Below are 21,035 nucleotides of genomic sequence, written 5' to 3' on the forward strand. Positions count from 1 at the left end.
GCCGGGGGTATTACGCGCCGGCGGCGATCAGCAGGTCGGCGATCTCGTTGAAGCCTTTTTCCCGCGCCAGTTCGAGGGGGGATTTGCCGTACTTGTCGGTCATGTGCGGGTTGGCGCCGTGGTCGAGCAGCAGCTTCACAATCGCCTGCTGGCGGGCACCGCCATCATTGAGAACGATGGCTTCGAGCAGCGGCGTCCAGCCTACGAAGTTGGTGTGGTTAACGTTGATGTCGGTGTGGGTCAGCAGCTCCTGCACCACTTCCAGATGCCCCTTCTCGCTGGCCGGGGTGATGCCCACGCCGCCAAAGCGGGTCAGCCTGTCGAGATCCGGGTTGGCCGGCAGCACCAGGCGTAGCAGAGTGAGATCGTTGGTCAGGCAGCTGATGAGGAACGGGTTGAAACAGGTCTGATCCTGCTGGTCGATATTGGCCCCGGCGGCAATCAGTAATTCCACGCAGGGATAATGTTTATTCAGGCTGGCAATAATAATGGCGGTTCTTTTCTGCCGGTTGGTGGCGTTAATATCCACCCCTTTTTCCAGACAGGCTTTTAATGCGTCGGCATTTCCCTGTTCGGCGGCTAGCAGAAATTCAGTAACAAGCTCATTGCTGGACATATCCACACTCCTGGTTTTCCTTTCTGATGGACTGAGCATAGCAACGGCCTGGTCAGAAAAGAATCCGCTTAAAAAGGATTCATCGACAGCGAATTCATTGTTGAGTTAAATTTAACAGTGGAGTCAAAATGTGCGTCTGTGCAACCTTTTCCTTATGTTTTACCGCTTTTTAAGCCCCTAAGCTGCATTCTGCTTATGTTTACGCAGCCCTTGTGCCGTGCGGCTCGCAGCAAATTAGCAGAACTGTGACCGGCGTCAAATGCGTTGTAACCACTTTGTTAAAATATGTTCAAAACTGATGGGTGCCGGGAGCCATAATATGAATTCCATCTTTACCGAAGAGAACCTGCTGGCCTTCACCACCGCGGCGCGTTTTGGCAGCTTCAGCAAAGCCGCCGCAGAACTGGGGGTGACCACCTCAGCCATCAGCTACACCATCAAGCGGATGGAGACCGGCCTCGACGTGGTGCTGTTTGTGCGTAACACCCGCAGCATCGAGCTGACCGAGTCGGGGTTCTACTTCTACCGCAAATCCATAGACCTGCTGAACGACTTCCACGCCATCAAGCGTGGGATCGACACTATTTCGCAGGGCATTGAGACCCGGGTGCGGATCTGCATCAACCAGCTGCTCTACACCCCGCGCCACACCGCTCGCCTGTTACAGGTGCTGAAAAAGCAGTTCCCCACCTGTCAGATCACGGTCACGACCGAGGTGTACAACGGGGTCTGGGATTCGATCATCAATAACCAGGCGAATATCGCCATTGGCGCTCCGGATACCCTGCTCGACGGCGGCGGGATTGATTACACCGAGATTGGCGCCATCCGCTGGGTGTTCGCCATCGCCCCGGACCATCCGCTGGCGCTGGCCCCGGAGCCGCTGGCCGAGAGCCAGCTGCGCCTGTATCCCAACATCATGGTTGAAGACACGGCGCACACCATCAATAAAAAAGTGGGCTGGCTGCTGCACGGCCAGGAGGCGATCCTGGTTCCGGATTTCAATACCAAGTGCCAGTGTCAGATCCTCGGAGAAGGAATTGGTTTTTTACCGGAGCATATGGCGAGAGAGGCGGTGGATGCAGGACTGCTGGTGACGCGACGTATTAATAACCCGCGCCAGGATTCGCGCATGCTGCTCGCCACGCAGCATGCGGCTACCGGTCAGGTCACCCGTTGGATCAAACAGCAGTTTGCGCCTCAGGGGGTGCTGACCGGGATCTACAGCGATTTACTGTGGCGGGATTAGCTGCGGCTCTGCACCCAGAACGCGTGGATAAGGCCGGGGATGTAACCCAACAGGGTCAGGATGATGTTCAGAATAAACGCCCAGCCGAAGCCCTTACCCAGCAGCACGCCAAGGGGCGGTAAAATGATGGTAATTACGATACGCCAGAAACCCATAGATTCTCCATGCAAGCAGTCAGGTCATTGTAAAAGAAGAGCTTTTACCTTAAGCGTAGTGAGTCTACGCCCAGCCGCCAGCGTTCGCGTGAAGTTTTACCCTCTTTTACCCTCTTTACACAGGTTTAGTCTGGCGATTAAGGGGTAATCCGCGCGGGATGCTGTACCCGGGCCTGCGCCTGGGCTAAGCTCAGGGACACATCAATCCTGAAGGAGGTAATTATGTTTTCTGTTGGCGATCTCGTACAACCGCGCATGGGCGGGCCGAAACTTAAAGTCATCGAAGTGCATGAAGATCAGATTGTGGCTGTGCAGGCAAGTAACGAGCAAGGGGAGAAATTCACCCTGAAGGCAGCGGACGTAACGCTGTATAAAGAAGACGGTGATTTTGGGGTCTGCTAAGCAGACGCTACCGGGCGGTATTACTCCGCCCGATATGCACAGTTTAAATCAGGAAATCATCCAGTGATTTTCCTTCTGCCAGTGCAAGGGCAATAGGCTTCGGCGTACGGCCCTGACCGGTCCAGGTTTTTTCCTGACCGTCGACATCGGTAAAGCGATATTTTGCCGCGCGCGCCTGACGTTTTTTCGGCTGTGCCGGGGCGTTCAGCAGATCGGAACTCAGCAGATCTTCTGCCGAAATACCGTCGGCTTTCATCATCTCCAGCAGGGCGTTAATTTTCTGACTCTGTTCGGCACGCTGCTGTTCAACTTCAGCCTGTTCATTACGTTTCTCTTCCGTGACAATGCGCAGCTTTTCGAGCATATCTTCCAGCACGTCCAGCGAGAATTCACGCGCCGTTGCGCGCAGGGTACGAATATTATTAAGATTCTGTAACAGCGAAGTCATATAAAATGAAAACCTTTTCAAGTCGATAAAATAAACAATAGCGGCCATGGTAATTCATTTGTTTATGAACATCCAGACAACAGCGCACGAAAATATAATTTATCTCAAATTAAATGAAATAAAGAAAATAGTCAGTGCGATGCTTCTCTTTTTGTATGATTTATCCTGATAACCTGTTTAATGATTATTTAATTCCTGAACCTTTCCAGGGTAATTGCCTGGGCCTTTTCTCTTGTCGGCATAACGACTATTTATTCACTTCTGGCGCATAAAACAAAAACTCATTTTCCGGAGTTTCACTCCAACCAATCTCAAACTGACAGCATGAGCAGCAAGCAAAGCACGGGATTTTTCGCCCCGGGACACAGCAGATGCCAGCCGCTGAAAATAAAAAATACAACCCATTGTTTATCAAAAAGAAAAACAAAGAACGAAGAGAAAATGCCGCCGCGCTGGCAAAACCGATTGGCTTAGAGAATTTTACGGACAAAACGCCTTTAAATAAAAATTTATCGCTAATTGTAGGTTTCAATGCAGAGAGATACTCTATACACGAAAAATAATGCAAACTAAAGCACTAACCTACCCTGCTTTAGCCTCTCTGTTATACAACCTTTAAGGAGTCAGGACATGTTCTCTCGGCAGTCTCGCCTGCGTCACGCGGTAGCGGATACCTTTGCCATGGTGGTCTACTGTTCGGTGGTGAACATGCTGATTGAAATATTCCTCTCCGGAATGACCTTCGAGCAGTCGCTTTCCTCCCGCCTGGTGGCCGTCCCGGTGAATATCCTTATTGCATGGCCATACGGTTTCTATCGCGATGCGGTGATGCGCGTTGCCCGTCGCTACTCGCCCACCGGCTGGATGAAAAATCTGGCGGACGTGGTGGCCTACGTCACCTTTCAGTCGCCGGTGTATGTCGCGATCCTGTTAACGGTGGGAGCCGACTGGCACCAGATTGCCGCGGCGGTGAGTTCAAATATCGTGGTGTCGATGATGATGGGTGCGGTCTACGGCTATTTCCTCGATTACTGCCGACGTCTGTTCAAAGTCAGCCAGTATCAACAGGTCAAAGCGTAAAGCACGGCGACTGGCGCAAGCCAGTCGCGTCATTATTGCGCGTCGCCAAACAGGCCCTTCAGAAAGCGTTCCAGCGCCATGCGGGAACTGAAGCCATGCGGAATACCATAATGTTCCTGGTTATTGCCCCCTAAATAGAGCGGGAACTGCTCATAATGGTCGCTGGTTTTCATCTCTGAAGCAGGGTCCGCAAAGGAAAGGCTTTTCTCTTTCAGCGTCGGGTGAATGATCAGCGCCGTGCGCCCCATACGGGCTTCCCGGTTCACATAAACATAATTATCGCCACGACGGTACCCGTATGCTTTTTGGGTTACCACATCCACGGTAAATCCCGCTTTTTCAAGTTCGCGCGCAACCTCATCGGGTCGTAAATACATATTCTTTCCTCGTTATCATTTCCTGCCGGGCAACCTTACCGTATTCAGCAATAGCAGCGCTTTCAGAAAAATCCATAAACGGCCTGATAAGCCGTGACCGGCTTCAGATATTAAAAAGGTGGTCTAAACTATTAATTACCGCAAATACAAGGGAGAAGCATATGTTTAACCGTTCGAACCGAAACGATGTTGACGACGATGTTCAGGATATCCATAACGATGTCAGGAAATTAGCGGATTCGCTGGAAAGCGTTTTGAAATCCTGGGGATCGGATGCGAAGGGCGAAGCGGACGACGCCAGACGTAAAGCCAAATCGCTGCTGCGTGAAACCCGCGCGCGTCTGCAGGGTCGCTCGACCGGCAAGCAGGCCGCTTGCGATGCCATTGGCTGCGCTAACACCTTTATCCGTGAACGTCCGATGTGTGCGGTAGGGACCGTCGCCGCGGTGGGGATCTTTATCGGCGCGCTGCTTGCTCTGCGCAAATAATCTCCGATCCGGCTCTATCCTCCTTTGCCCCCATGCCCTGCGGTGTGGGGGTTTTTCTTTTTTAAGCCCGAGCGTCTCCCTCTCCCGCTGAACGCATCACCGACAGTGAACCCCTGACATTTTCCCATATCTTGTATGGTTGAAACTTACGATAACTACATCTAGTATTCTCTTTAGCAAGACAGACTCCTGGTGACGCACTAACTGGCGTCGGAATCCTATTCTAGATGGAAATACGAATCATGCGCATTATTATTTACACTCGAAACGACTGTGTGCAGTGCCATGCTACCAAACGCGCCATGGAGAGCCGCGGCGTGACCTTTGAAATGGTGAATGTTGACCTGGTTCCTGACGCGGCAGAGACGCTCAAAGCCCAGGGGTTCCGCCAGCTGCCGGTGGTGATCGCCGGGGAAACCCGTTGGTCCGGCTTCCGCCCGGATCTGATTAACCGTCTGCCCCAGCCTGCCCAGGCCGCCCGGGCATGAGCCTGCTCGTCTACTTCTCCAGCAGTTCGGAGAACACGCACCGCTTTATCGCGCGCGTCGGGCTGCCCGCCGTGCGGATCCCGCTTAAAGAGCGGGAGCGGCTCCAGGTAGACGAGCCCTTTATTCTGGTGGTGCCCAGCTACGGCGGGGGTGGAACGGCCGGGGCGGTGCCGCGGCAGGCGATCCGCTTTCTCAACGATCCACATAACCGGGCGCTTATCCGCGGGGTGATTGCCGCCGGCAACCGTAATTTCGGTGAGGCCTTCTGCCGCGCCGGGGACGTCATCTCACAAAAATGCGGCGTGCCGTACCTCTATCGCTTCGAGCTGATGGGGACCCAGCAGGACGTCGACAACGTGCGTAAAGGAGTGAACGAATTTTGGCAACGACAACCGCAGAGCGCGTGATGCAGAGATCAACCGATTTCCATGCGCTGAACGCCATGCTGAACCTGTACGATCGGGACGGGAAGATCCAGTTCAGCAAAGATCATGAGGCGGTGGACGCCTTTTTTAACGCCCACGTCTACCCCAACAGCATGACCTTTACCAGCCCGCAGGCGCGTCTCGATTATCTGGTCAGCGAGAATTACTACGATCCGAGGGTGCTGGCACGCTTCGATCGTGCCTTCGTGCTGGGGCTGTTTGCCCACGCTCACGCCAGCGGTTTTCGTTTTCAGACCTTCCTCGGCGCATGGAAGTTTTATACCAGCTATACGCTGAAAACCTTCGACGGTAAGCAGTACCTCGAACACTTCGAGGATCGGGTGGTGATGGTGGCCCTGACCCTGTCCCAGGGGGATGAAACCCTCGCCCGCCAGCTCACCGACGAAATGCTCGCCGGACGCTTCCAGCCCGCGACGCCCACCTTCCTCAACTGCGGCAAGGCCCAGCGCGGGGAGCTGGTCTCCTGCTTCCTGCTGCGTATCGAAGACAATATGGAGTCCATTGGCCGGGCGGTGAACTCAGCGTTGCAGCTCTCCAAACGCGGCGGCGGCGTGGCGTTTTTACTCTCGAACCTGCGGGAAGCGGGGGCGCCGATCAAGCGCATTGAGAACCAGTCCTCGGGGGTGATCCCGGTGATGAAAATGCTGGAAGATGCGTTCTCCTACGCCAACCAGCTGGGCGCGCGCCAGGGGGCAGGGGCGGTCTATCTGCATGCCCATCACCCGGATATCCTGCGGTTTCTCGACACCAAACGGGAAAATGCCGACGAAAAAATTCGTATCAAAACCCTGTCGCTGGGGGTGGTGATCCCGGATATTACCTTCCGGCTGGCGAAGGAGAACGCCGATATGGCGCTGTTCTCACCCTATGACGTGGAGCGGATTTACGGCAAGCCGTTTGGCGATGTGGCGGTCAGCGAGCTGTACGACGAGATGGTGGCGGATCCGCGCATTCGTAAGACTACCCTCAACGCCCGCGACTTCTTCCAGCGGCTGGCGGAGATCCAGTTTGAGTCCGGCTATCCGTACATCATGTATGAAGATACCGTTAACCGCGCCAACCCCATTGCCGGGCGCATCAACATGAGCAACCTGTGCTCGGAGATTTTGCAGGTCAACAGCGCCTCAACCTATGACGAAGATCTGGATTACACCCGGATCGGGCACGATATCTCCTGCAATCTGGGCTCGCTGAACATTGCCCACACCATGGACTCCCCCAACTTTGGCCGTACCGTCGAAACTGCGGTGCGCGGCCTGTCGGCGGTGTCGGACATGAGCCACATCCGCAGCGTGCCGTCGGTGGAGGCCGGGAACGCCGCCTCGCACGCCATCGGCCTCGGGCAGATGAACCTGCACGGCTATCTGGCGCGGGAGGGGATCGCCTACGGCAGCCCGGAGGGGCTGGATTTCACCAACCTCTATTTCTACACCATCACCTGGCACGCCCTGAACACCTCGATGATGCTGGCCCGCGAAAAGGGGCGGCGTTTCGCGGGCTTCGAACAGTCGCGCTACGCCAGCGGGGAGTATTTTAGTCAGTATCTGGAAAACGACTGGCAGCCTAAAACGGAGAAGGTGCGCGCACTCTTTGCCCGGGCCGGCATTACCCTGCCGACGCGGGAGATGTGGCAGCAGCTGCGGGACGACGTGATGCAGTTCGGCATCTACAACCAGAATTTGCAGGCGGTGCCGCCTACCGGGTCGATCTCGTACATCAACCATGCCACCTCGAGCATTCACCCTATCGTCTCGAAAATCGAGATCCGCAAAGAGGGCAAAACCGGGCGCGTTTACTACCCTGCCCCCTTTATGACCAACGAGAACCTGGCCCTGTATCAGGACGCCTACGAGATTGGGCCGGAAAAGATTATCGATACCTATGCCGAGGCGACGAAGCACGTCGACCAGGGGCTGTCGCTGACGCTGTTCTTCCCGGACACCGCCACCACCCGCGACATCAACAGAGCGCAGATTTACGCGTGGAAGAAAGGGATCAAAACCCTGTACTACATTCGCCTGCGCCAGCTTGCGCTGGAAGGCACCGAAACAGAAGGCTGCGTGTCCTGCGCGCTTTAAGGAGAGAGGATGAAACTGTCACGGGTTCACGCCGTTAACTGGAACAAGATTGAAGATGATAAGGATCTGGAGGTGTGGAACCGCCTGACCAGCAACTTCTGGCTGCCGGAAAAGGTGCCCCTGTCGAATGACGTCCAGGCCTGGGCCACCCTGAGCCACGCCGAGCAGCAGCTGACCATTCGCGTCTTTACCGGCCTGACCCTGCTCGACACGGTGCAGAACACGGTGGGCGCTCCGGCCCTGATCGCCGATGCGCTGACGCCGCACGAAGAGGCGGTGATGTCGAACATCAGCTTTATGGAGGCGGTGCATGCCCGCTCCTACAGCTCGATCTTCTCCACTCTCTGTCAGACCCGGGACGTGGATGCCGCCTACCGCTGGAGCGAGGAGAGCGACGCGTTGCAGCGCAAAGCCCAGCGGGTGCTGGAACAGTATCGCGCCGACGAGCCGCTGAAGAAGAAGATCGCCAGCGTGTTTCTGGAATCGTTCCTCTTCTACTCCGGCTTCTGGCTGCCGATGTACTGGTCCAGCCGGGGCAAGCTGACCAATACCGCGGATCTGATCCGGCTCATCATCCGCGATGAGGCGGTACACGGGTACTACATTGGCTATAAGTACCAGAAGGGGCTGGAGAAAGTGAGCGCGGCAGAGCGCGAGGATTTAAAAGGCTTTGCGCTGGATCTGCTGATGGATCTGTATGACAACGAGCTGGCCTATACCGAAGAGCTGTACGCCGGAACCGGCTGGGAGGAGGATGTGAAGGCCTTCCTCTGCTATAACGCCAACAAGGCGCTGATGAACCTCGGCTACGAGGCGCTGTTCCCGCCGGAGATGGCCGAGGTCAACCCGGCCATCCTCGCCGCACTTTCGCCGAATGCCGACGAAAACCACGACTTCTTCTCGGGCTCGGGGTCGTCGTATGTGATGGGTAAAGCGGTGGAGACCGAAGACGAGGATTGGAATTTCTAATAATTTCACCCCGAAAAGGGGTGAAAGAGTGGCGCAACGGCTCAGTCGTGAATGTTGACGCCCACGCAAGCGCGAACAAACTCAGGGTTAAAGTGCTTCACGGCATCCCCGACGTAGCCCAAATCGAGGGCGTCGATCTGCGCCATTTCGCTCTCAGTCAGGGAGAAATCCCAGATAGCAACGTTCTCTTCGATACGTTCCTGATGGGTCGATTTTGGAATGACGATCACGCCGCGCTGGACGTTCCAGCGCAGGACCACCTGAGCAACGCTCTTTTTATGGGCATCTGCAATGCCCTGCAGCATCGCATTTTCATACGGCTTGTGTCGCCCGCCGCCCAAGGGCGCCCAGGCTTCAGGCTGCACGTTGTAATAGCGCATGGTTTCCAGGGCGGCAGGTTGGGCAAAGTACGGATGCAGTTCAACCTGATTGACCATCGGCCTGATTCGGACGGTTTCACAGAAGTTGGCTAAGACGTGAGGATAAAAATTGGACACCCCAATCGCTCTCAGTTTACCGGCTTCATAGGCCTCTTCCATCGCCCGCCACGCGCTGAAATAGTCCCGCATGGCCTGATGCAGCAAGTAGAGATCAAAGTACTCCAGCCCCGATTTTTCTAACGACGCGTCGATACCCGCTTTGGCCGTCTCGTCGCTGGCCATGTCCTGCACCCACAGTTTCGAGGTAATGAACAGCTCTTCCCGGGTGCACAGGCCCCCGGCAATGGCTTCCCGAACGGCGTCGCCCACGGCATCTTCATTGCCATAGACCGCAGCCGTATCGATCAGACGATAGCCTGCCCGAATCGCGCTCAGCACGGACTGTTTACACTCTTCTTTGTCGGTAACCTGAAAAACACCGAAACCGGCCATCGGCATTTTCATGCCGTTGCTTAATTCTGCATATTCCACGATTGAACTCCTCTGCGCTGTCAAACAGCCATTCTAAAGGACAAAGACGGTGGCGATTAAGAGGCAGAGCCTGACAGGAGTTATGCAAATAATTCATTAATGCCCTTCTCAGATAGCGTTTCTGCTCGCAAGCCCCTCTTTAAAAACAGGCAATGCCGGGCCGGCAACGATGAGGGTGGGCCGCCTGGAGCGTTCAGGCCGCTGTGAGCGCAAAGCGGGCATCAGGATACAGAACAAAAAAAATCGCCAGATGAGTGAGTAAAAGCTACAGTCAATACAGCTCCAACTGGTATGACCACACAAAAAAAGGCTCACCTGATGAATTCGATAATAATACCGGTCACTGAAGGCGGATTTCTGGCTGCCACGTTATGGGAAAAAAACGATGCCAGAGCACTGGTTATCCTTCATCCTGCTACGGCGGTTGTGCAGGCGTTTTACAAAGGCTTCGCAGAGTATCTTAACAACATGGGATTCAGCGTTCTGACTTACGACTACCGTGGGACGGGTCGCTCGAAGTCGGGAATGCTCCGTCACTACAGCGTCTCCATGTCAGACTGGATCGAGCACGATGTAGGCTGCATAACGGCCTGGGCTAAGGCGCGTTTCCCCGGGCTTAGCCTGCTGGCAGTGGGTCACAGCATTGGTGGGCACGCCGTTCTTCTTTCGACGGCCACCCACTCCCTGAAGGCGGCGGTCATTGTGGCATCACACGCCGGGGTGACCAGTACCATCAAACATACGGCAGAAAAGGTACGCGTATGGTGCTTACTGCGTATTCTCGCGCCAGCGCTATGCCGTATCTTTGGGTATATGCCTGCCAGGCGCCTCGGGCTGGGAGAAGATTTACCCGCGCCTGTGATGCTACAGTGGGGACGCTGGAGCGCAATGCCGGGTTACTTTTACGACGATCCAGACTGGGATGCGCGCCAACGGGCAAGCGAGATAAGGTTACCCTTACTGGTGATGGGTTTTGATGACGATCCCTGGGCTAACCCCGAAGCCATTACACGCCTGCTGGAGCCGGTACAGCACGCAAAAATTGAACGCCAGGAGATACGGCACGCGGAATTCGGTCTCTCAGGCGTCGGCCACATGGGCTTTTTTCGTACGCGATGTGCAGAGAAATTATGGCCTGTCGTCGGTGAGTGGCTGGAGAGTCAGTGCCCGGGATGATAACGACCCTGTCGACTACGAGCCAGAAACAGATTTACGGCCTGCAGCAGAAAGGGAAATACCGTCCGGATTAAACGTAGCAATGCCGTTATTAAGCCAGGCGGCAAAATAAGCGAACCGCTGTCATGCGAAATTAAGTTAATAAAAAACCCGCTCAGGGCGGGTTTATTTTATTATCAGCAATTATTAACTGCTCAGGCTATTACCTTCATCGCTATCGTAATAACTACTGATAATTAACGCAGATTACAGGACTGTGACGTTTCCGGCAGCAGGACCTTTAGCGCCATTTTCAATGGTGAAGGAGACTTTCTGGCCTTCTTCAAGGGTTTTGAAGCTATCGCTCTGGATAGCAGAGAAGTGTACGAAGACATCTTTGCTGCCGTCATCAGGGGTGATAAAGCCAAAACCTTTATCTGCGTTAAACCATTTTACTAAACCAGTCATTTTATTAGACATAGATAATTCCTTAATGATGAGCCACTTAAACGCGGCGATGATGGCCTGTATTGCGAGAGTTACTTACCTGGCACTTAGGAGGAGACTCATGAAGAAGGGTATCTGTGGATAACACTTGAACTGAGGACTGCTTTACTAAAACTGCTTTCGTAAGGTCTGTTTTCCAAACCGATGGCGCTATTAAGACATATAAAAATGAGCTAAGCAATGTTTATATTATTTATTTTACCCGTTTAAACACCCGGATGGCTGAATGGCTGATATATCCTCTGTCCTTTTAAATTTCCACATTTTCCGATCGGAGGAATATATTCCCAAATAAAGTATGAGCGCAAAAAAAGCAGCCCTTGGGGGCTGCTGATTATGATGACAAAGTGCCCGCATTTTTGCCGGGTGGCGCTGCGCTTACCCGGCCTACCGTTTCTGTAGGCCCGTGCAAGCAAAGCGCCGCCGGGCGGCCCTTCGGGGCTGCTTTTTACACTTTAGCCAGTTCCCTTAAGTGCTTTTTCAGCTTGTGATATTCATCAATCACATACTGTTCCGCCCTCTGCTGGTCGGCAATCGGCTCCACGCGCACGGCGCAATACTTATACTCCGGCGTTTTGGTAATCGGGCTCAGGTTCTCCGTCACCAGCTCGTTGCAGGCCCCAATCCACCACTGGTAGGTCATGTACACCGCCCCGATATTCGGACGATCGCTGACCTGGGCACGGGTAATGACCTTGCCTTTGCGCGATGTGACCCACACCAGCGCTTCGTCTTCAATACCGAGGCGCTTCGCGTCGGCGGTATTGATCTGCGCATAGCCAGGTTCATCGGCCAGGGCAGCCAGCGCCGCACAGTTACCGGTCATCGAGCGGCAGGAGTAGTGGCCGACTTCGCGCACCGTTGACAGCACCAGCGGGTACTCTTCGGTGAGCTTGTCGATTGGCGCTACCCAGTCACAGGTATAGAGCTGCCCCAGCCCGTTCGGAGTGGAGAACTCTTTTTCGAACAGGTAATCCGTCCCCTGATCGGCCTCTGACTCGTCGCGGCACGGCCACTGGATATAACCCAGCTCGCCCATCTTCTCGTAGGTAGCACCGTAGAAATCCGGACACAGATGACGCAGTTCGTCCCAGATCTGCTGGGTATTGTCATAGTGCATCGGATAGCCCATCCGGGTGGCGATCTCGCTGATGATCTGCCAGTCCGTTTTCAGATCCCACTTCGGCTCTACCGCTTTGAAGAAGCGCTGGAATCCGCGGTCGGCGGCGGTGTAAACCCCTTCGTGCTCACCCCAGGAGGTGGACGGCAGGATCACATCGGCAGCGGCGGCGGTCTTGGTCATAAAGATGTCCTGCACAATGACCAGTTCCAGCTCCTCAAAGGCCTTACGCACCGCAGACAGCTCGGCGTCGGTCTGGAGTGGATCTTCCCCCATGATGTACGCGGCGCGCACTTCGCCGTGAGCGGCCCGGTGAGGCAGCTCGCTGATGCGATAGCCGGTATGCGCAGGCAGAGATTCCACGCCCCAGGCTTTGGCGAACTTGGCCCGGTTTTCCGGATTGTTGATGTACTGATAGCCCGGATAGGTATCCGGCAGTGCACCCATGTCGCACGCGCCCTGCACGTTGTTCTGACCGCGCACCGGGTTAACCCCCGCGGACGGCTTGCCGAGGTTACCCGTCAGCAGCGCCAGGCTGGTGAGGGAACGCACGGTTTCCACGCCCTGGTAGAACTGGGTCACGCCCATGCCCCAGAGAATGGCCGCGTTTTCTGCCGCAGCGTACATCCGCGCCGCCTGGCGGATCTCCTGGGCGCTAACCCCGGTGATTTCTTCGACGGACTCCGGCGTATAGCCTTCGACAATTTTGCGATACTCTTCGAAGCCTTCAGTACGCGACGCCACAAACGCGCGGTCGTACAGCTCTTCTTCGATAATCACGTGCCCCATCGCATTCAGCAGCGCGATGTTGGAGCCGTTTTTCAAAGCGATATGCATATCAGCGATGCGCGCAGTTTCAATTTTGCGCGGATCGCAGACGATAATCTTCGCCCCTTTGCGTTTGGCTTTAATCACCCGGTTCGCCACGATAGGGTGCGAATCCGCCGGGTTGTAGCCGAAAATAAAGACCATATCGGCATTCTCAATGCCAACAATGGAGTTACTCATTGCGCCGTTACCGACCGACTGGTGCAGACCTGCAACCGATGGGCCGTGTCAGACGCGCGCGCAGCAGTCGACGTTATTGGTGCCGACTGCCGCGCGGGCAAATTTTTGCATTACATAGTTAGTTTCATTCCCGGTACCGCGCGATGACCCGGTGGTCATGATCGCATCCGGGCCGTGGGCAGCTTTGATGGCGCTGAGTTTAGTGGCAACGTAATCCAGCGCTTCGTCCCAGGAGACGGCCTCCAGCTTGCCGCCGCGCTCGCGACGGATCATGGGGGATTTCAGGCGCGGGGTCAGGATCTGCGTATCGTTGATAAAATCCCAGCCGTAATAGCCTTTCAGGCAGAGATCGCCCTGATTGGTCTTACCCTGTGCCGCTTCAGCCTTGACGACTTTGCCGTTATTGACCACCAGGTTGATTTTGCAACCCGATGCGCAATAGGGGCAAACCGTGACGACTTTCTTCATCGGTAGTTACTCCGTTAGTAATATGTCCTCAGTGGTATGCATTAAGTGTGCCAGCATGGGATTACCATTTAAATGACTGAATTATTTGGAAAATATGAGGAGAGCTTTGCGAGGAAGCGTCCGTTCGTCATAAATGTCATGACGAACGGACAGCGATGACGTTAGCGTACGACCAGCGCGTCGTAGCCTTTGAAGCGATAGTTAATCAGAGAGGCGATCCAGCAGAGGATAAACAGCCCGACCACGACGAACCCGGCGTTGCCCAGGTTGTCATTGAGCGCCGCCACGCCGTTCCACAGCCCACCCGTCAGGCCAAACTTATCGGCCAGCAGGCCCAGCGCTTCCAGGCCGCCGATAAACAGCGCCACGACGACCGAGGTACCGGTGATGGTCATGTTGTAGTAGAGCTTGCGCTGCGGCTTGTTGAAGGCCCAGCCGTAAGCACCCACCATGATCAGATTATCGAGGGTGTCGATCAGCGCCATGCCGCTGGTGAACAGCAGCGGGAAGACCATGATCGCCCACACCGACATGCCGCTGGAGGCCCCGGCGGCGGAGATCCCCAGCACGCCAATCTCGGTGGCGGTATCAAAGCCGAGACCAAACAGGAAGCCCACCAGATACATATGCCAGCTGCGGGTTACCAGGCGAAACGCCGAGCGGAACAGCCAGTTCATCACCCCGCCGCGGGCAAAGGAGACCTCTTCCGGCACCTTCTCGCCGCGCTTCATTTTGTTAAAGCTGCCCCAGACGTCGCGCAGGATCGCGAGGTTGACCAGCGCCATCGCCAGCAGGAAAAAGGCCGACACCGCCGTGCCGATGGTGCCGCCGGTCTCGTGGAACCACTCCATGTTGCGGCTGAACGCGGTGGCGGTTGCAGCGATGGCAATGGAGGCCAGCACCACAATGGAGGAGTGCCCCAGCGAGAACCAGGCCCCCACGCCGCACGGGCGTTTGCCCTGCTGCATCATCTTGCGGGTGACGTTATCAATGGCGGCGATATGGTCCGCATCCACCGCGTGGCGCAGGCCGTAACACCAGGCCAGCAGGCTGGCGGCCATCAGCGACGGGGTGTTGTGAAAGAGGTAAAACGCCGTCCCCCAGGCGAGAATATTGGTGGCGATCAAGGCCAGCATCAGCGCCATGGCTTTGGGGTGGTTGTTGAAATATTTGATAAACATCGTGATATCCCGATTCAAGAAAATGTCGCGGCAGCAATGACTGCCTGCCCAAATGCAATCGCGCCATCCCCGGCGGGCAGCCGCCCGGGAAACAGCACGGTAAAATCGCCTAGCCAGAACTGCAGGCGCTCCCGCAGAAGCCGGTTGTGCACCACTCCGCCGCTGCACAGGATGGTGCCGAGGTTCTGCGCCCGGGCATGCTCCGCTGCCAGCGTCGCCAGCCCGTGGGCCAGCACGTCGTGAAACGCCCAGGCGCGTTGCTCAGCCGGGGCCTGCCAGTCCAGCCACTGCTGCCAGAAGGTGGTCATATCCAGCTCGCCGTCGCGCACCGGCAGCGTCACCGGGTGGCTGACCGGCCCGCTACGCAGCGCCAGCGCCTCCAGCTGACAGGCGGCCTCCCCTTCGTAGCTGAGCTGCGCCGGGGCACAGCCTGTTGCCGCGGCCACCGCATCAAACAACCGCCCGGCGGACGAAGCCGGCGGGCAGTTCACCCCGCGGGCGATCGCCTGAGCCAGCGGCGGCCAGGGTTTATCCAGCAGTACCTGCGCCTCGGGGCGGGTTTGCCACCCGGGGACGAACGCCTGCCACTGGGCCAGCAGATTGCGCCACGGCTGGCGTGCCGCAAGATCACCGCCGGGCAGCGCTACCGCGGGCAGGCCGCCGAGCCGGTCGCAGCGGCGGTAGTTGACCCGCAGACACTCCCCACCCCATAACTCGCCGTTCTCCCCCTGGCCGATACCGTCCAGCACCAGGGCGATGACATCCCCGCCGTCACGCGGCCAGCCGTGTTCCGCCAGGCAGGCCGCGGCGTGGGCATGGTGATGCAGCACGCGATGGTGCGGATACGGCATCTGCTCCCCCAGCCGGGTGGAGCGATAGCCGGGATGGGCATCGGTCACCACCCCTTCGGGGCTAAACTGCCAGAGCTCCTGAAGCGCGGTCAGGGCCTGCTGCCACTGGGCCAGCGCGTCGTCATCGCCCAGATCGCCCAGATGCTGGCTCAACACCGCCTGCCCGCCGCGCACCAGGCAGAAGGTGTTTTTCATATCCGCCCCCAGACACAACAGGGACGGCACATGGTCAAAACCGGGCGGCAGCGGCAGCGCATCCGGGACAAAGCCCCGGGAGCGGCGCAGCATGTCACCGCTGGCACGCAGCACCGAGTCGTCCATGCGCTGGACGATGTCGCGGTTATGCAGCAGCCAGCCGTCGGCAATCCCGTCCAGATCCTGTATGGCCCGCTCGTTGGTCAGCGCTGGCGGAGAGCCGTTAAGGTTGCCGGAGGTCATCACCAGGGGGCGATCCAGATCCTGCATCAGCAGGTGCTGAAGCGGGTTGGCCGGGAGCATCACCCCCACCTCGTTCAGCCCCGGGGCGATGGCCTCATCAAAGGAGAAGAGCCGTTTATCCACCAGCACAATCGGTGCTGCCGTCGAACGCAGCAGCGCCTGAGCTTCTGCGGGAAGTGCAGCGGCTAATCGTGGCGGGATCATCACCGCCAGCGGTTTCGCCGGACGCCGCTTGCGCGCGCGCAGTCGGTTAACCACCTGCGCGTTGCCGGCATCGCAGGCCAGATGGAACCCACCGAGCCCCTTTATCGCCACGATCCCGCCCTGCGTCAGCGCCGCTACCGCGGCCCGCAGGGCGTTATCTTTCTCTTCACGCACCTCGCCGCACACCCAGCTCAGCTGCGGCCCGCAGTCCGGGCAGGCCACCGGCTGGGCGTGAAAGCGCCGGTCGGCGGGGTTGCGGTACTCCGCCTCACAGGCCGGACACAGGGCAAACTCCGCCATGGTGGTGGCCGGGCGGTCATACGGCATCGCCCGGATAATGGTGAAGCGCGGCCCGCAGTGGGTGCAGTTAATAAACGGATAACGGTAGCGACGCTCGCCCGGGTCGTTCATCTCGGCCAGACATTGCGGGCAGGTCGCGGCATCCGGCACCACCTGGGTGGCCATCTGCCCCTGCCCGCTTGGCAGAATGGTGAACGCTTCCGGCAACGAGGCCCAGTGCCACGGCTGCTCGCTGATGTCGTCGATACGCGCCAGCGGCGGGCCACCGGCCGCCAGCCGGGTAATGAAATCCTGCGTCTCGGCGACAAGGCGTACGACCACGCCTGCCCCGTCGTTGCAGACGTCGCCTTTCAGTCCCAGCTGCCGGGCCAGTTGCCAGACCCAGGGGCGAAAACCCACCCCCTGGACTTTGCCGCGGATGCGCAGCAGCGTGCCGTTTGTACTCATTAATTAACTCTCTACCGCCTCACGAAGGCGTTGTTTCATCGCGCTGTAGGTGGTCTGGGCATAATTTTCTGCCCAGTGTTGATCGGCAATCGCGTCGATCTTCACCGCGCAGTATTTGGTTTCCGGCGTTTTGGAGACCGGATCGAGGTTGTCCTGGGTCAGCTCGTTGCAGGCCCCAATCCACCACTGATAGGTCATGTAGACCGCCCCTTCATTGATGCGATCGTTGACGTCGGCGCGGCTGATCACCTTCCCGCGACGGGAGCTGACCCACACCAGCTGGCGATCGCGGACACCGAGCTTCTCTGCGTCCCGTGGATGCATCTGCACAAAGCCCGGCTCATCCGCCAGGGTTTGCAGCGCCGCGCAGTTGCCGGTCATCGAGCGGCAGGAGTAGTGCCCCACCTCGCGCACGGTGCAGAGTACCAGCGGATAGTCGGCGTCCGGCATCTCTGCCGGTTTACGCCACGGCGCGGCAAACAGCTGGCCTTTGCCGCTCGGGGTGTCGAAGCGGTTGTCCGCATAGAGCCACGGCGTGCCCGGGTGATCGAGGGTCGGACAGGGCCACTGGATATGGCCCATGTCGCCCATTTTTTCGTACGTCACGCCGTAGAACAGCGGGCAGAGCGCACGCATTTCGTCCCAGATCTGCTGGTTGTCGCGATACGCCATCGGGTAGCCCATCGCGGTGGCAATCAGGCTAATGATCTCCCAGTCGCGCTTGACGTTGCCCTTCGGCGCAACGGCTTTTTCAAAGCGCTGGAAGCCGCGGTCGGCGCAGGTAAAGACCCCGCCGTGCTCGCCCCAGGAGGTGGCCGGAAGCAGCACGTCCGCCGCCTCGGCGGTTTTGGTCATAAAGATGTCCTGCACCACCACGAAGTCGAGGGCGTCAAACCCTTTGCGCACCAGCCCCAGATCGGCTTCGGTCTGGAGCGGATCTTCCCCCATGATGTAATAGGCTTTGACCTTGCCTTCCAGCGCAAGGTGCGGCACTTCGGTGATGCGCACGCCGACCTGGTCATCCATCAATGCGGGATCGACGCCCCACGCCCGGGCAAATTTCTCCCGCACCTGCGGGTCGGTCACGTCCTGATAGCCAGGGAACTGGTTGGGGATCACCCCCATGTCGCACGCGCCCTGGACGTTGTTCTGCCCGCGCACCGGACCAACGCCGCAGTGCTCGCGGCCGAGGTTGCCGGTGAGCAGCGCCAGGGTAGAAAGCCCTTTCACCACGTCCACCGCCTGCCCGAACTGGGTCACGCCCATCCCCCACATTACGGTGGCGGACGGGGCGGCGGCGTAGATGCGCATCGCCTCGCGGATCTGCCGGGCGGTGAGGCCAGTTATCTCCTCGACGTTTTCCGGGGCGTATGCGCTGACCGTTTCGCGCAGCGCCTCCAGCCCTTCGGTGTAGCGGGCGACGTAGTCGCTGTTGTAGAGGCTCTCGTCCAGCAGGGTATAAATAAAGGCATTCACCAGCGCCATATTGCAGCCGTTTTTAAGCTGCAGATGCCGGTCGGCGATGCGCGCGGTTTCAATTTTGCGCGGATCGCAGACGATCACCCGGGCACCGTTCTGTTTGGCTTTGATCACCCGGCGGGCGACGATCGGGTGCGAGTCGGCGCAGTTGTAGCCGAAGATCAGCAGGCATTTTGAGTTTTCGATATCGCTGATGGAGTTGCTCATCGCCCCGTTGCCCAGCGTCTCCTGCAGTCCGGCCACGCTCGGGCCGTGGCAGACCCGGGCGCAGCAGTCGACGTTGTTGGTGTTGAGCACTCCGCGGGCAAACTTCTGCATCACATAGTTGGTTTCATTCCCGGTGCCGCGGGACGATCCGGTGGTCATGATGGCGCGCGGGCCATAGTTAGCCTTGATGTCACTCAGGCGTTGGGCGGTGTAGCGAATCGCCTCCTCCCAGGAGACCGGCACAAACTTGCCGCCCTTCTGGTAGCGGATCATCGGCTGGGTGAGGCGCGGCGTCAGCAGCCGGGTGTCGTTGAGAAAATCCCAGCCGTAATAGCCTTTCAGGCACAGCTGATTCTGGTTGGTGACGCCCTGCGCGCCCTCCGCACGAACGATTTTATTGTTGTCGACAACGAGTTTTAATTTACAGCCCGCACCGCAGTACGGGCAGACGCTGGTGATTTTTTTCATCAGTAACAGACCTGCTAAAAGTGAAAAGAGAGGCAGAGGCTTACAGCATCTGCGAGGAAACGGAGTCCAGCGCCGCGCGGCGGCGTTTCTCGAGACTCAACTGCTCAAGCTTCTGCCTGTCGATGCAGACAATGGCATTGGTCGGGCAGGCCTGAATGCAGGCGGGGCCGTCCGGCTGGTGGTAGCAGAGGTCGCACTTGTTGGCCTCGGCCTTCTCTGACATCACATTCAGCCCGGCGCCAATGCTGCGCACAACCGGACGCAGCACCACTTCCATCGCGCCGTACGGGCAAGCAACCACGCAGGTTTTGCACCCGATGCAGCGCTCCTGGTGGACGTGAACAAAGTCGTTATCGCGGGTGATGGCCCCGTTCGGGCAGACGCTGGCGCAAGGGGCGTCTTCACACTGGCGGCACATGGTGGCCGTGGAGACGTTGACGCCTTTGATGACGTGAATGCGCGGCAGGAAGTTCTGCGGGGTCAGCGAGGCGCAGTCCTGGGTGTCGTGGTGCGACACCACGCAGGCTACTTCACAGGTACGACAGCCGATGCATTTGCTGGCATCGGCGATGATGAAACGGTTCATCCTTAATCTCCGGGAATGATGGTTAGCTTGCCGGAGGTATGCATAAAATGGGCCAGAAATTAATATTTTGAAATTAAAGGAATTTATTTGGTGAAGTGGCTGTCATCGTCATAAGTGACGATGACAGGATTGACGTATTCGCTTTGAATGATGAACACACGTGAGTGGAATTTTTTGCGAAGCGATAACATCAGCAGAAAGATATAACCAGGTCCTGTTACAAGAGAACGCCGGAAACAGGCTGCTGGTGCAGCCTGTTACTCTTTCCCTTCATCCACAACATCGATCGTTCCATGCGTCACGGTAGATAATATTCCCATCCGTGTATTTCCAGGTGATCGCCTCATAACGTAACTCCAGCGTTTCAAGATGAGTGCTACTCATTCCATTCGGAGCCAGATAAGGTGCAACCGTAGTAAATTTCACATTCTCCAGAAGGATATTAAAATACTCAGCCTCTATACCTGAATCGAGGATTCGGTACATCTTAATTATGGCTTTCTTCATCGTTCTTCCTTCACATACCGCACGATAAAGAAGAGGCGTGGTTCGGTCGAACTCTTTTACTATAGTGATGGGACGATGGATACGTGTCCCGGTAAGCTTTCCCAGGTTCGGATCCACCGGAATAGTGACGCCGTGGGAAAACGACTTAAGCTCAATTGAACCTAACCGTAGCGGCATAATGCAGCCACCTACAACTGGAGATCCATTTTCATCCTCAAGCCATAAATGAGCGGGTGTAGACATATAACGTCCTTATTATTTCAAAAAAAGATGGGCTTACCATTTAATGAAAATCAAAACAACTAAAAAAAAGACAGGAACAGGCCATAAAGGACCGTTTGGAAAAAAATGTAACAGCACGAATGCGAATAATATTGTTAATATACCCGGACCGTAGTCGGC

22 protein-coding genes are annotated in these 21,035 nt (G+C 57.0%); 10 read left to right on the forward strand and 12 right to left on the reverse strand.

Features of this window, described 5'->3' with window-relative positions:
- Window positions 1-10: 10 nt before the first annotated feature.
- On the reverse strand, window positions 11-616 hold the full coding sequence (locus ACP4QI_RS17235; RefSeq protein ID WP_142486838.1) for an ankyrin repeat domain-containing protein: 606 nt from the start codon (window positions 614-616) through the stop codon (window positions 11-13).
- 319 nt (window positions 617-935) lie between these two features.
- Between ACP4QI_RS17235 and ACP4QI_RS17240 the strand changes: the two genes are divergently transcribed.
- Window positions 936-1,865 (forward strand): LysR substrate-binding domain-containing protein, encoded by a 930-nt coding sequence (locus tag ACP4QI_RS17240; protein WP_142486839.1) that lies wholly within the window; start codon window positions 936-938, stop codon window positions 1,863-1,865.
- Here the strand turns inward: ACP4QI_RS17240 and ACP4QI_RS17245 are convergent.
- Window positions 1,862-2,020: a YqaE/Pmp3 family membrane protein gene (locus tag ACP4QI_RS17245; protein ID WP_032613478.1), complete on the reverse strand. Its 159-nt coding sequence runs from the start codon at window positions 2,018-2,020 to the stop codon at window positions 1,862-1,864. The genes ACP4QI_RS17240 and ACP4QI_RS17245 overlap by 4 nt on opposite strands.
- Before the next feature lie 222 nt (window positions 2,021-2,242).
- Between ACP4QI_RS17245 and ACP4QI_RS17250 the strand changes: the two genes are divergently transcribed.
- Window positions 2,243-2,422: a hypothetical protein gene (locus tag ACP4QI_RS17250; RefSeq protein ID WP_142486840.1), complete on the forward strand. Its 180-nt coding sequence runs from the start codon at window positions 2,243-2,245 to the stop codon at window positions 2,420-2,422.
- A 43-nt stretch (window positions 2,423-2,465) separates the two neighbouring features.
- Here the strand turns inward: ACP4QI_RS17250 and stpA are convergent, their stop codons facing one another.
- Window positions 2,466-2,870 carry a DNA-binding protein StpA gene (gene stpA, locus ACP4QI_RS17255; protein ID WP_142486841.1) on the reverse strand — a complete coding sequence of 135 codons (405 nt, stop codon included), beginning with the start codon at window positions 2,868-2,870 and terminating at the stop codon, window positions 2,466-2,468.
- 371 nt (window positions 2,871-3,241) lie between these two features.
- Between stpA and ACP4QI_RS17260 the strand changes: the two genes are divergently transcribed.
- Together ACP4QI_RS17260 and alaE are read left to right on the forward strand one after the other, a co-directional pair.
- Window positions 3,242-3,433, forward strand: a complete 192-nt coding sequence (locus ACP4QI_RS17260) for a hypothetical protein (protein WP_142486842.1) — start codon at window positions 3,242-3,244, stop codon at window positions 3,431-3,433.
- A gap of 67 nt (window positions 3,434-3,500) precedes the next feature.
- Entirely contained in the window at window positions 3,501-3,950 is a 450-nt protein-coding gene (gene alaE / locus ACP4QI_RS17265) for an L-alanine exporter AlaE (RefSeq protein ID WP_142486843.1), read from the forward strand.
- Between the two features lie 32 nt (window positions 3,951-3,982).
- Here the strand turns inward: alaE and ACP4QI_RS17270 are convergent, their stop codons facing one another.
- Window positions 3,983-4,327 (reverse strand): DUF2002 family protein, encoded by a 345-nt coding sequence (locus tag ACP4QI_RS17270; RefSeq protein WP_142486844.1) that lies wholly within the window; start codon window positions 4,325-4,327, stop codon window positions 3,983-3,985.
- Between the two features lie 161 nt (window positions 4,328-4,488).
- Between ACP4QI_RS17270 and ACP4QI_RS17275 the strand changes: the two genes are divergently transcribed.
- The 5 genes from ACP4QI_RS17275 (at window position 4,489) to nrdF (ending at window position 8,796) form a co-directional block, all read left to right on the forward strand.
- Window positions 4,489-4,815, forward strand: coding sequence for a DUF883 family protein (locus ACP4QI_RS17275; protein WP_032613488.1), 327 nt, complete (start codon window positions 4,489-4,491; stop codon window positions 4,813-4,815).
- Between the two features lie 227 nt (window positions 4,816-5,042).
- On the forward strand, window positions 5,043-5,303 hold the full coding sequence (gene nrdH, locus ACP4QI_RS17280) for a glutaredoxin-like protein NrdH (RefSeq protein ID WP_156264479.1): 261 nt from the start codon (window positions 5,043-5,045) through the stop codon (window positions 5,301-5,303).
- Window positions 5,300-5,710: a class Ib ribonucleoside-diphosphate reductase assembly flavoprotein NrdI gene (gene nrdI / locus ACP4QI_RS17285; protein WP_426495648.1), complete on the forward strand. Its 411-nt coding sequence runs from the start codon at window positions 5,300-5,302 to the stop codon at window positions 5,708-5,710. Before nrdH ends, nrdI begins: the two co-directional genes overlap by 4 nt.
- Window positions 5,683-7,827 carry a class 1b ribonucleoside-diphosphate reductase subunit alpha gene (nrdE, locus tag ACP4QI_RS17290; RefSeq protein ID WP_426495649.1) on the forward strand — a complete coding sequence of 715 codons (2,145 nt, stop codon included), beginning with the start codon at window positions 5,683-5,685 and terminating at the stop codon, window positions 7,825-7,827. Before nrdI ends, nrdE begins: the two co-directional genes overlap by 28 nt.
- 9 nt (window positions 7,828-7,836) lie before the next feature.
- Window positions 7,837-8,796 (forward strand): class 1b ribonucleoside-diphosphate reductase subunit beta, encoded by a 960-nt coding sequence (nrdF, locus tag ACP4QI_RS17295; protein WP_156264482.1) that lies wholly within the window; start codon window positions 7,837-7,839, stop codon window positions 8,794-8,796.
- A 41-nt stretch (window positions 8,797-8,837) separates the two neighbouring features.
- Here nrdF and ACP4QI_RS17300 read toward each other — a convergent pair whose 3' ends face one another.
- Window positions 8,838-9,707: an aldo/keto reductase gene (locus ACP4QI_RS17300; protein WP_426495650.1), complete on the reverse strand. Its 870-nt coding sequence runs from the start codon at window positions 9,705-9,707 to the stop codon at window positions 8,838-8,840.
- A 318-nt stretch (window positions 9,708-10,025) separates the two neighbouring features.
- On the opposite strand from ACP4QI_RS17300, the gene ACP4QI_RS17305 reads away from it, so the two are divergent.
- Window positions 10,026-10,883 carry an alpha/beta hydrolase family protein gene (locus ACP4QI_RS17305; RefSeq protein WP_426495651.1) on the forward strand — a complete coding sequence of 286 codons (858 nt, stop codon included), beginning with the start codon at window positions 10,026-10,028 and terminating at the stop codon, window positions 10,881-10,883.
- A gap of 246 nt (window positions 10,884-11,129) precedes the next feature.
- Here ACP4QI_RS17305 and cspE read toward each other — a convergent pair whose 3' ends face one another.
- From cspE to ACP4QI_RS17340, 7 genes are all read right to left on the reverse strand, one after another.
- On the reverse strand, window positions 11,130-11,342 hold the full coding sequence (gene cspE, locus ACP4QI_RS17310) for a transcription antiterminator/RNA stability regulator CspE (protein WP_106994905.1): 213 nt from the start codon (window positions 11,340-11,342) through the stop codon (window positions 11,130-11,132).
- 475 nt (window positions 11,343-11,817) lie between these two features.
- A complete protein-coding gene (gene fdhF, locus ACP4QI_RS17315) occupies window positions 11,818-13,965 on the reverse strand; it encodes a formate dehydrogenase subunit alpha (RefSeq protein ID WP_426495652.1) in 2,148 nt (715 codons plus the stop codon).
- 161 nt (window positions 13,966-14,126) lie between these two features.
- Complete coding sequence (locus ACP4QI_RS17320; RefSeq protein ID WP_426495653.1) at window positions 14,127-15,146, reverse strand: HoxN/HupN/NixA family nickel/cobalt transporter; 1,020 nt, start codon at window positions 15,144-15,146, stop codon at window positions 14,127-14,129.
- Between the two features lie 14 nt (window positions 15,147-15,160).
- The gene (gene hypF / locus ACP4QI_RS17325; protein ID WP_426495654.1) at window positions 15,161-17,386 is read right to left on the reverse strand and encodes a carbamoyltransferase HypF; all 2,226 of its coding nucleotides are present in this window, start codon (window positions 17,384-17,386) and stop codon (window positions 15,161-15,163) included.
- A gap of 3 nt (window positions 17,387-17,389) precedes the next feature.
- Window positions 17,390-19,540 (reverse strand): formate dehydrogenase subunit alpha, encoded by a 2,151-nt coding sequence (gene fdhF / locus ACP4QI_RS17330; RefSeq protein WP_426495655.1) that lies wholly within the window; start codon window positions 19,538-19,540, stop codon window positions 17,390-17,392.
- 40 nt (window positions 19,541-19,580) lie between these two features.
- A complete protein-coding gene (hydN, locus tag ACP4QI_RS17335) occupies window positions 19,581-20,126 on the reverse strand; it encodes an electron transport protein HydN (RefSeq protein WP_142486855.1) in 546 nt (181 codons plus the stop codon).
- Window positions 20,127-20,396: 270 nt separating this feature from the next.
- The gene (locus ACP4QI_RS17340; RefSeq protein ID WP_426495656.1) at window positions 20,397-20,876 is read right to left on the reverse strand and encodes an Hcp family type VI secretion system effector; all 480 of its coding nucleotides are present in this window, start codon (window positions 20,874-20,876) and stop codon (window positions 20,397-20,399) included.
- Window positions 20,877-21,035 lie beyond the last annotated feature (159 nt).

The organism is Leclercia sp. TB492 (genome assembly GCF_049974505.2).
Taxonomy (GTDB): Bacteria; Pseudomonadota; Gammaproteobacteria; order Enterobacterales; family Enterobacteriaceae; genus Enterobacter; species Enterobacter adecarboxylatus_C.

Coding starts and splice junctions, on each gene's coding strand:
- nrdF (WP_156264482.1), top strand. CDS start 7,837: ATGAAACTGTCACGGGTTCACGCCGTTAACTGGAACAAGATTGAAGAT.
- ACP4QI_RS17320 (WP_426495653.1), bottom strand. CDS start 15,146: ATGTTTATCAAATATTTCAACAACCACCCCAAAGCCATGGCGCTGATG.
- ACP4QI_RS17270 (WP_142486844.1), bottom strand. CDS start 4,327: ATGTATTTACGACCCGATGAGGTTGCGCGCGAACTTGAAAAAGCGGGA.
- alaE (WP_142486843.1), top strand. CDS start 3,501: ATGTTCTCTCGGCAGTCTCGCCTGCGTCACGCGGTAGCGGATACCTTT.
- hydN (WP_142486855.1), bottom strand. CDS start 20,126: ATGAACCGTTTCATCATCGCCGATGCCAGCAAATGCATCGGCTGTCGT.
- ACP4QI_RS17260 (WP_142486842.1), top strand. CDS start 3,242: ATGCCAGCCGCTGAAAATAAAAAATACAACCCATTGTTTATCAAAAAG.
- ACP4QI_RS17275 (WP_032613488.1), top strand. CDS start 4,489: ATGTTTAACCGTTCGAACCGAAACGATGTTGACGACGATGTTCAGGAT.
- ACP4QI_RS17250 (WP_142486840.1), top strand. CDS start 2,243: ATGTTTTCTGTTGGCGATCTCGTACAACCGCGCATGGGCGGGCCGAAA.
- ACP4QI_RS17305 (WP_426495651.1), top strand. CDS start 10,026: ATGAATTCGATAATAATACCGGTCACTGAAGGCGGATTTCTGGCTGCC.
- ACP4QI_RS17340 (WP_426495656.1), bottom strand. CDS start 20,876: ATGTCTACACCCGCTCATTTATGGCTTGAGGATGAAAATGGATCTCCA.
- stpA (WP_142486841.1), bottom strand. CDS start 2,870: ATGACTTCGCTGTTACAGAATCTTAATAATATTCGTACCCTGCGCGCA.
- ACP4QI_RS17235 (WP_142486838.1), bottom strand. CDS start 616: ATGTCCAGCAATGAGCTTGTTACTGAATTTCTGCTAGCCGCCGAACAG.
- hypF (WP_426495654.1), bottom strand. CDS start 17,386: ATGAGTACAAACGGCACGCTGCTGCGCATCCGCGGCAAAGTCCAGGGG.
- fdhF (WP_426495655.1), bottom strand. CDS start 19,540: ATGAAAAAAATCACCAGCGTCTGCCCGTACTGCGGTGCGGGCTGTAAA.
- nrdI (WP_426495648.1), top strand. CDS start 5,300: ATGAGCCTGCTCGTCTACTTCTCCAGCAGTTCGGAGAACACGCACCGC.
- cspE (WP_106994905.1), bottom strand. CDS start 11,342: ATGTCTAATAAAATGACTGGTTTAGTAAAATGGTTTAACGCAGATAAA.
- ACP4QI_RS17240 (WP_142486839.1), top strand. CDS start 936: ATGAATTCCATCTTTACCGAAGAGAACCTGCTGGCCTTCACCACCGCG.
- nrdH (WP_156264479.1), top strand. CDS start 5,043: ATGGAAATACGAATCATGCGCATTATTATTTACACTCGAAACGACTGT.
- ACP4QI_RS17245 (WP_032613478.1), bottom strand. CDS start 2,020: ATGGGTTTCTGGCGTATCGTAATTACCATCATTTTACCGCCCCTTGGC.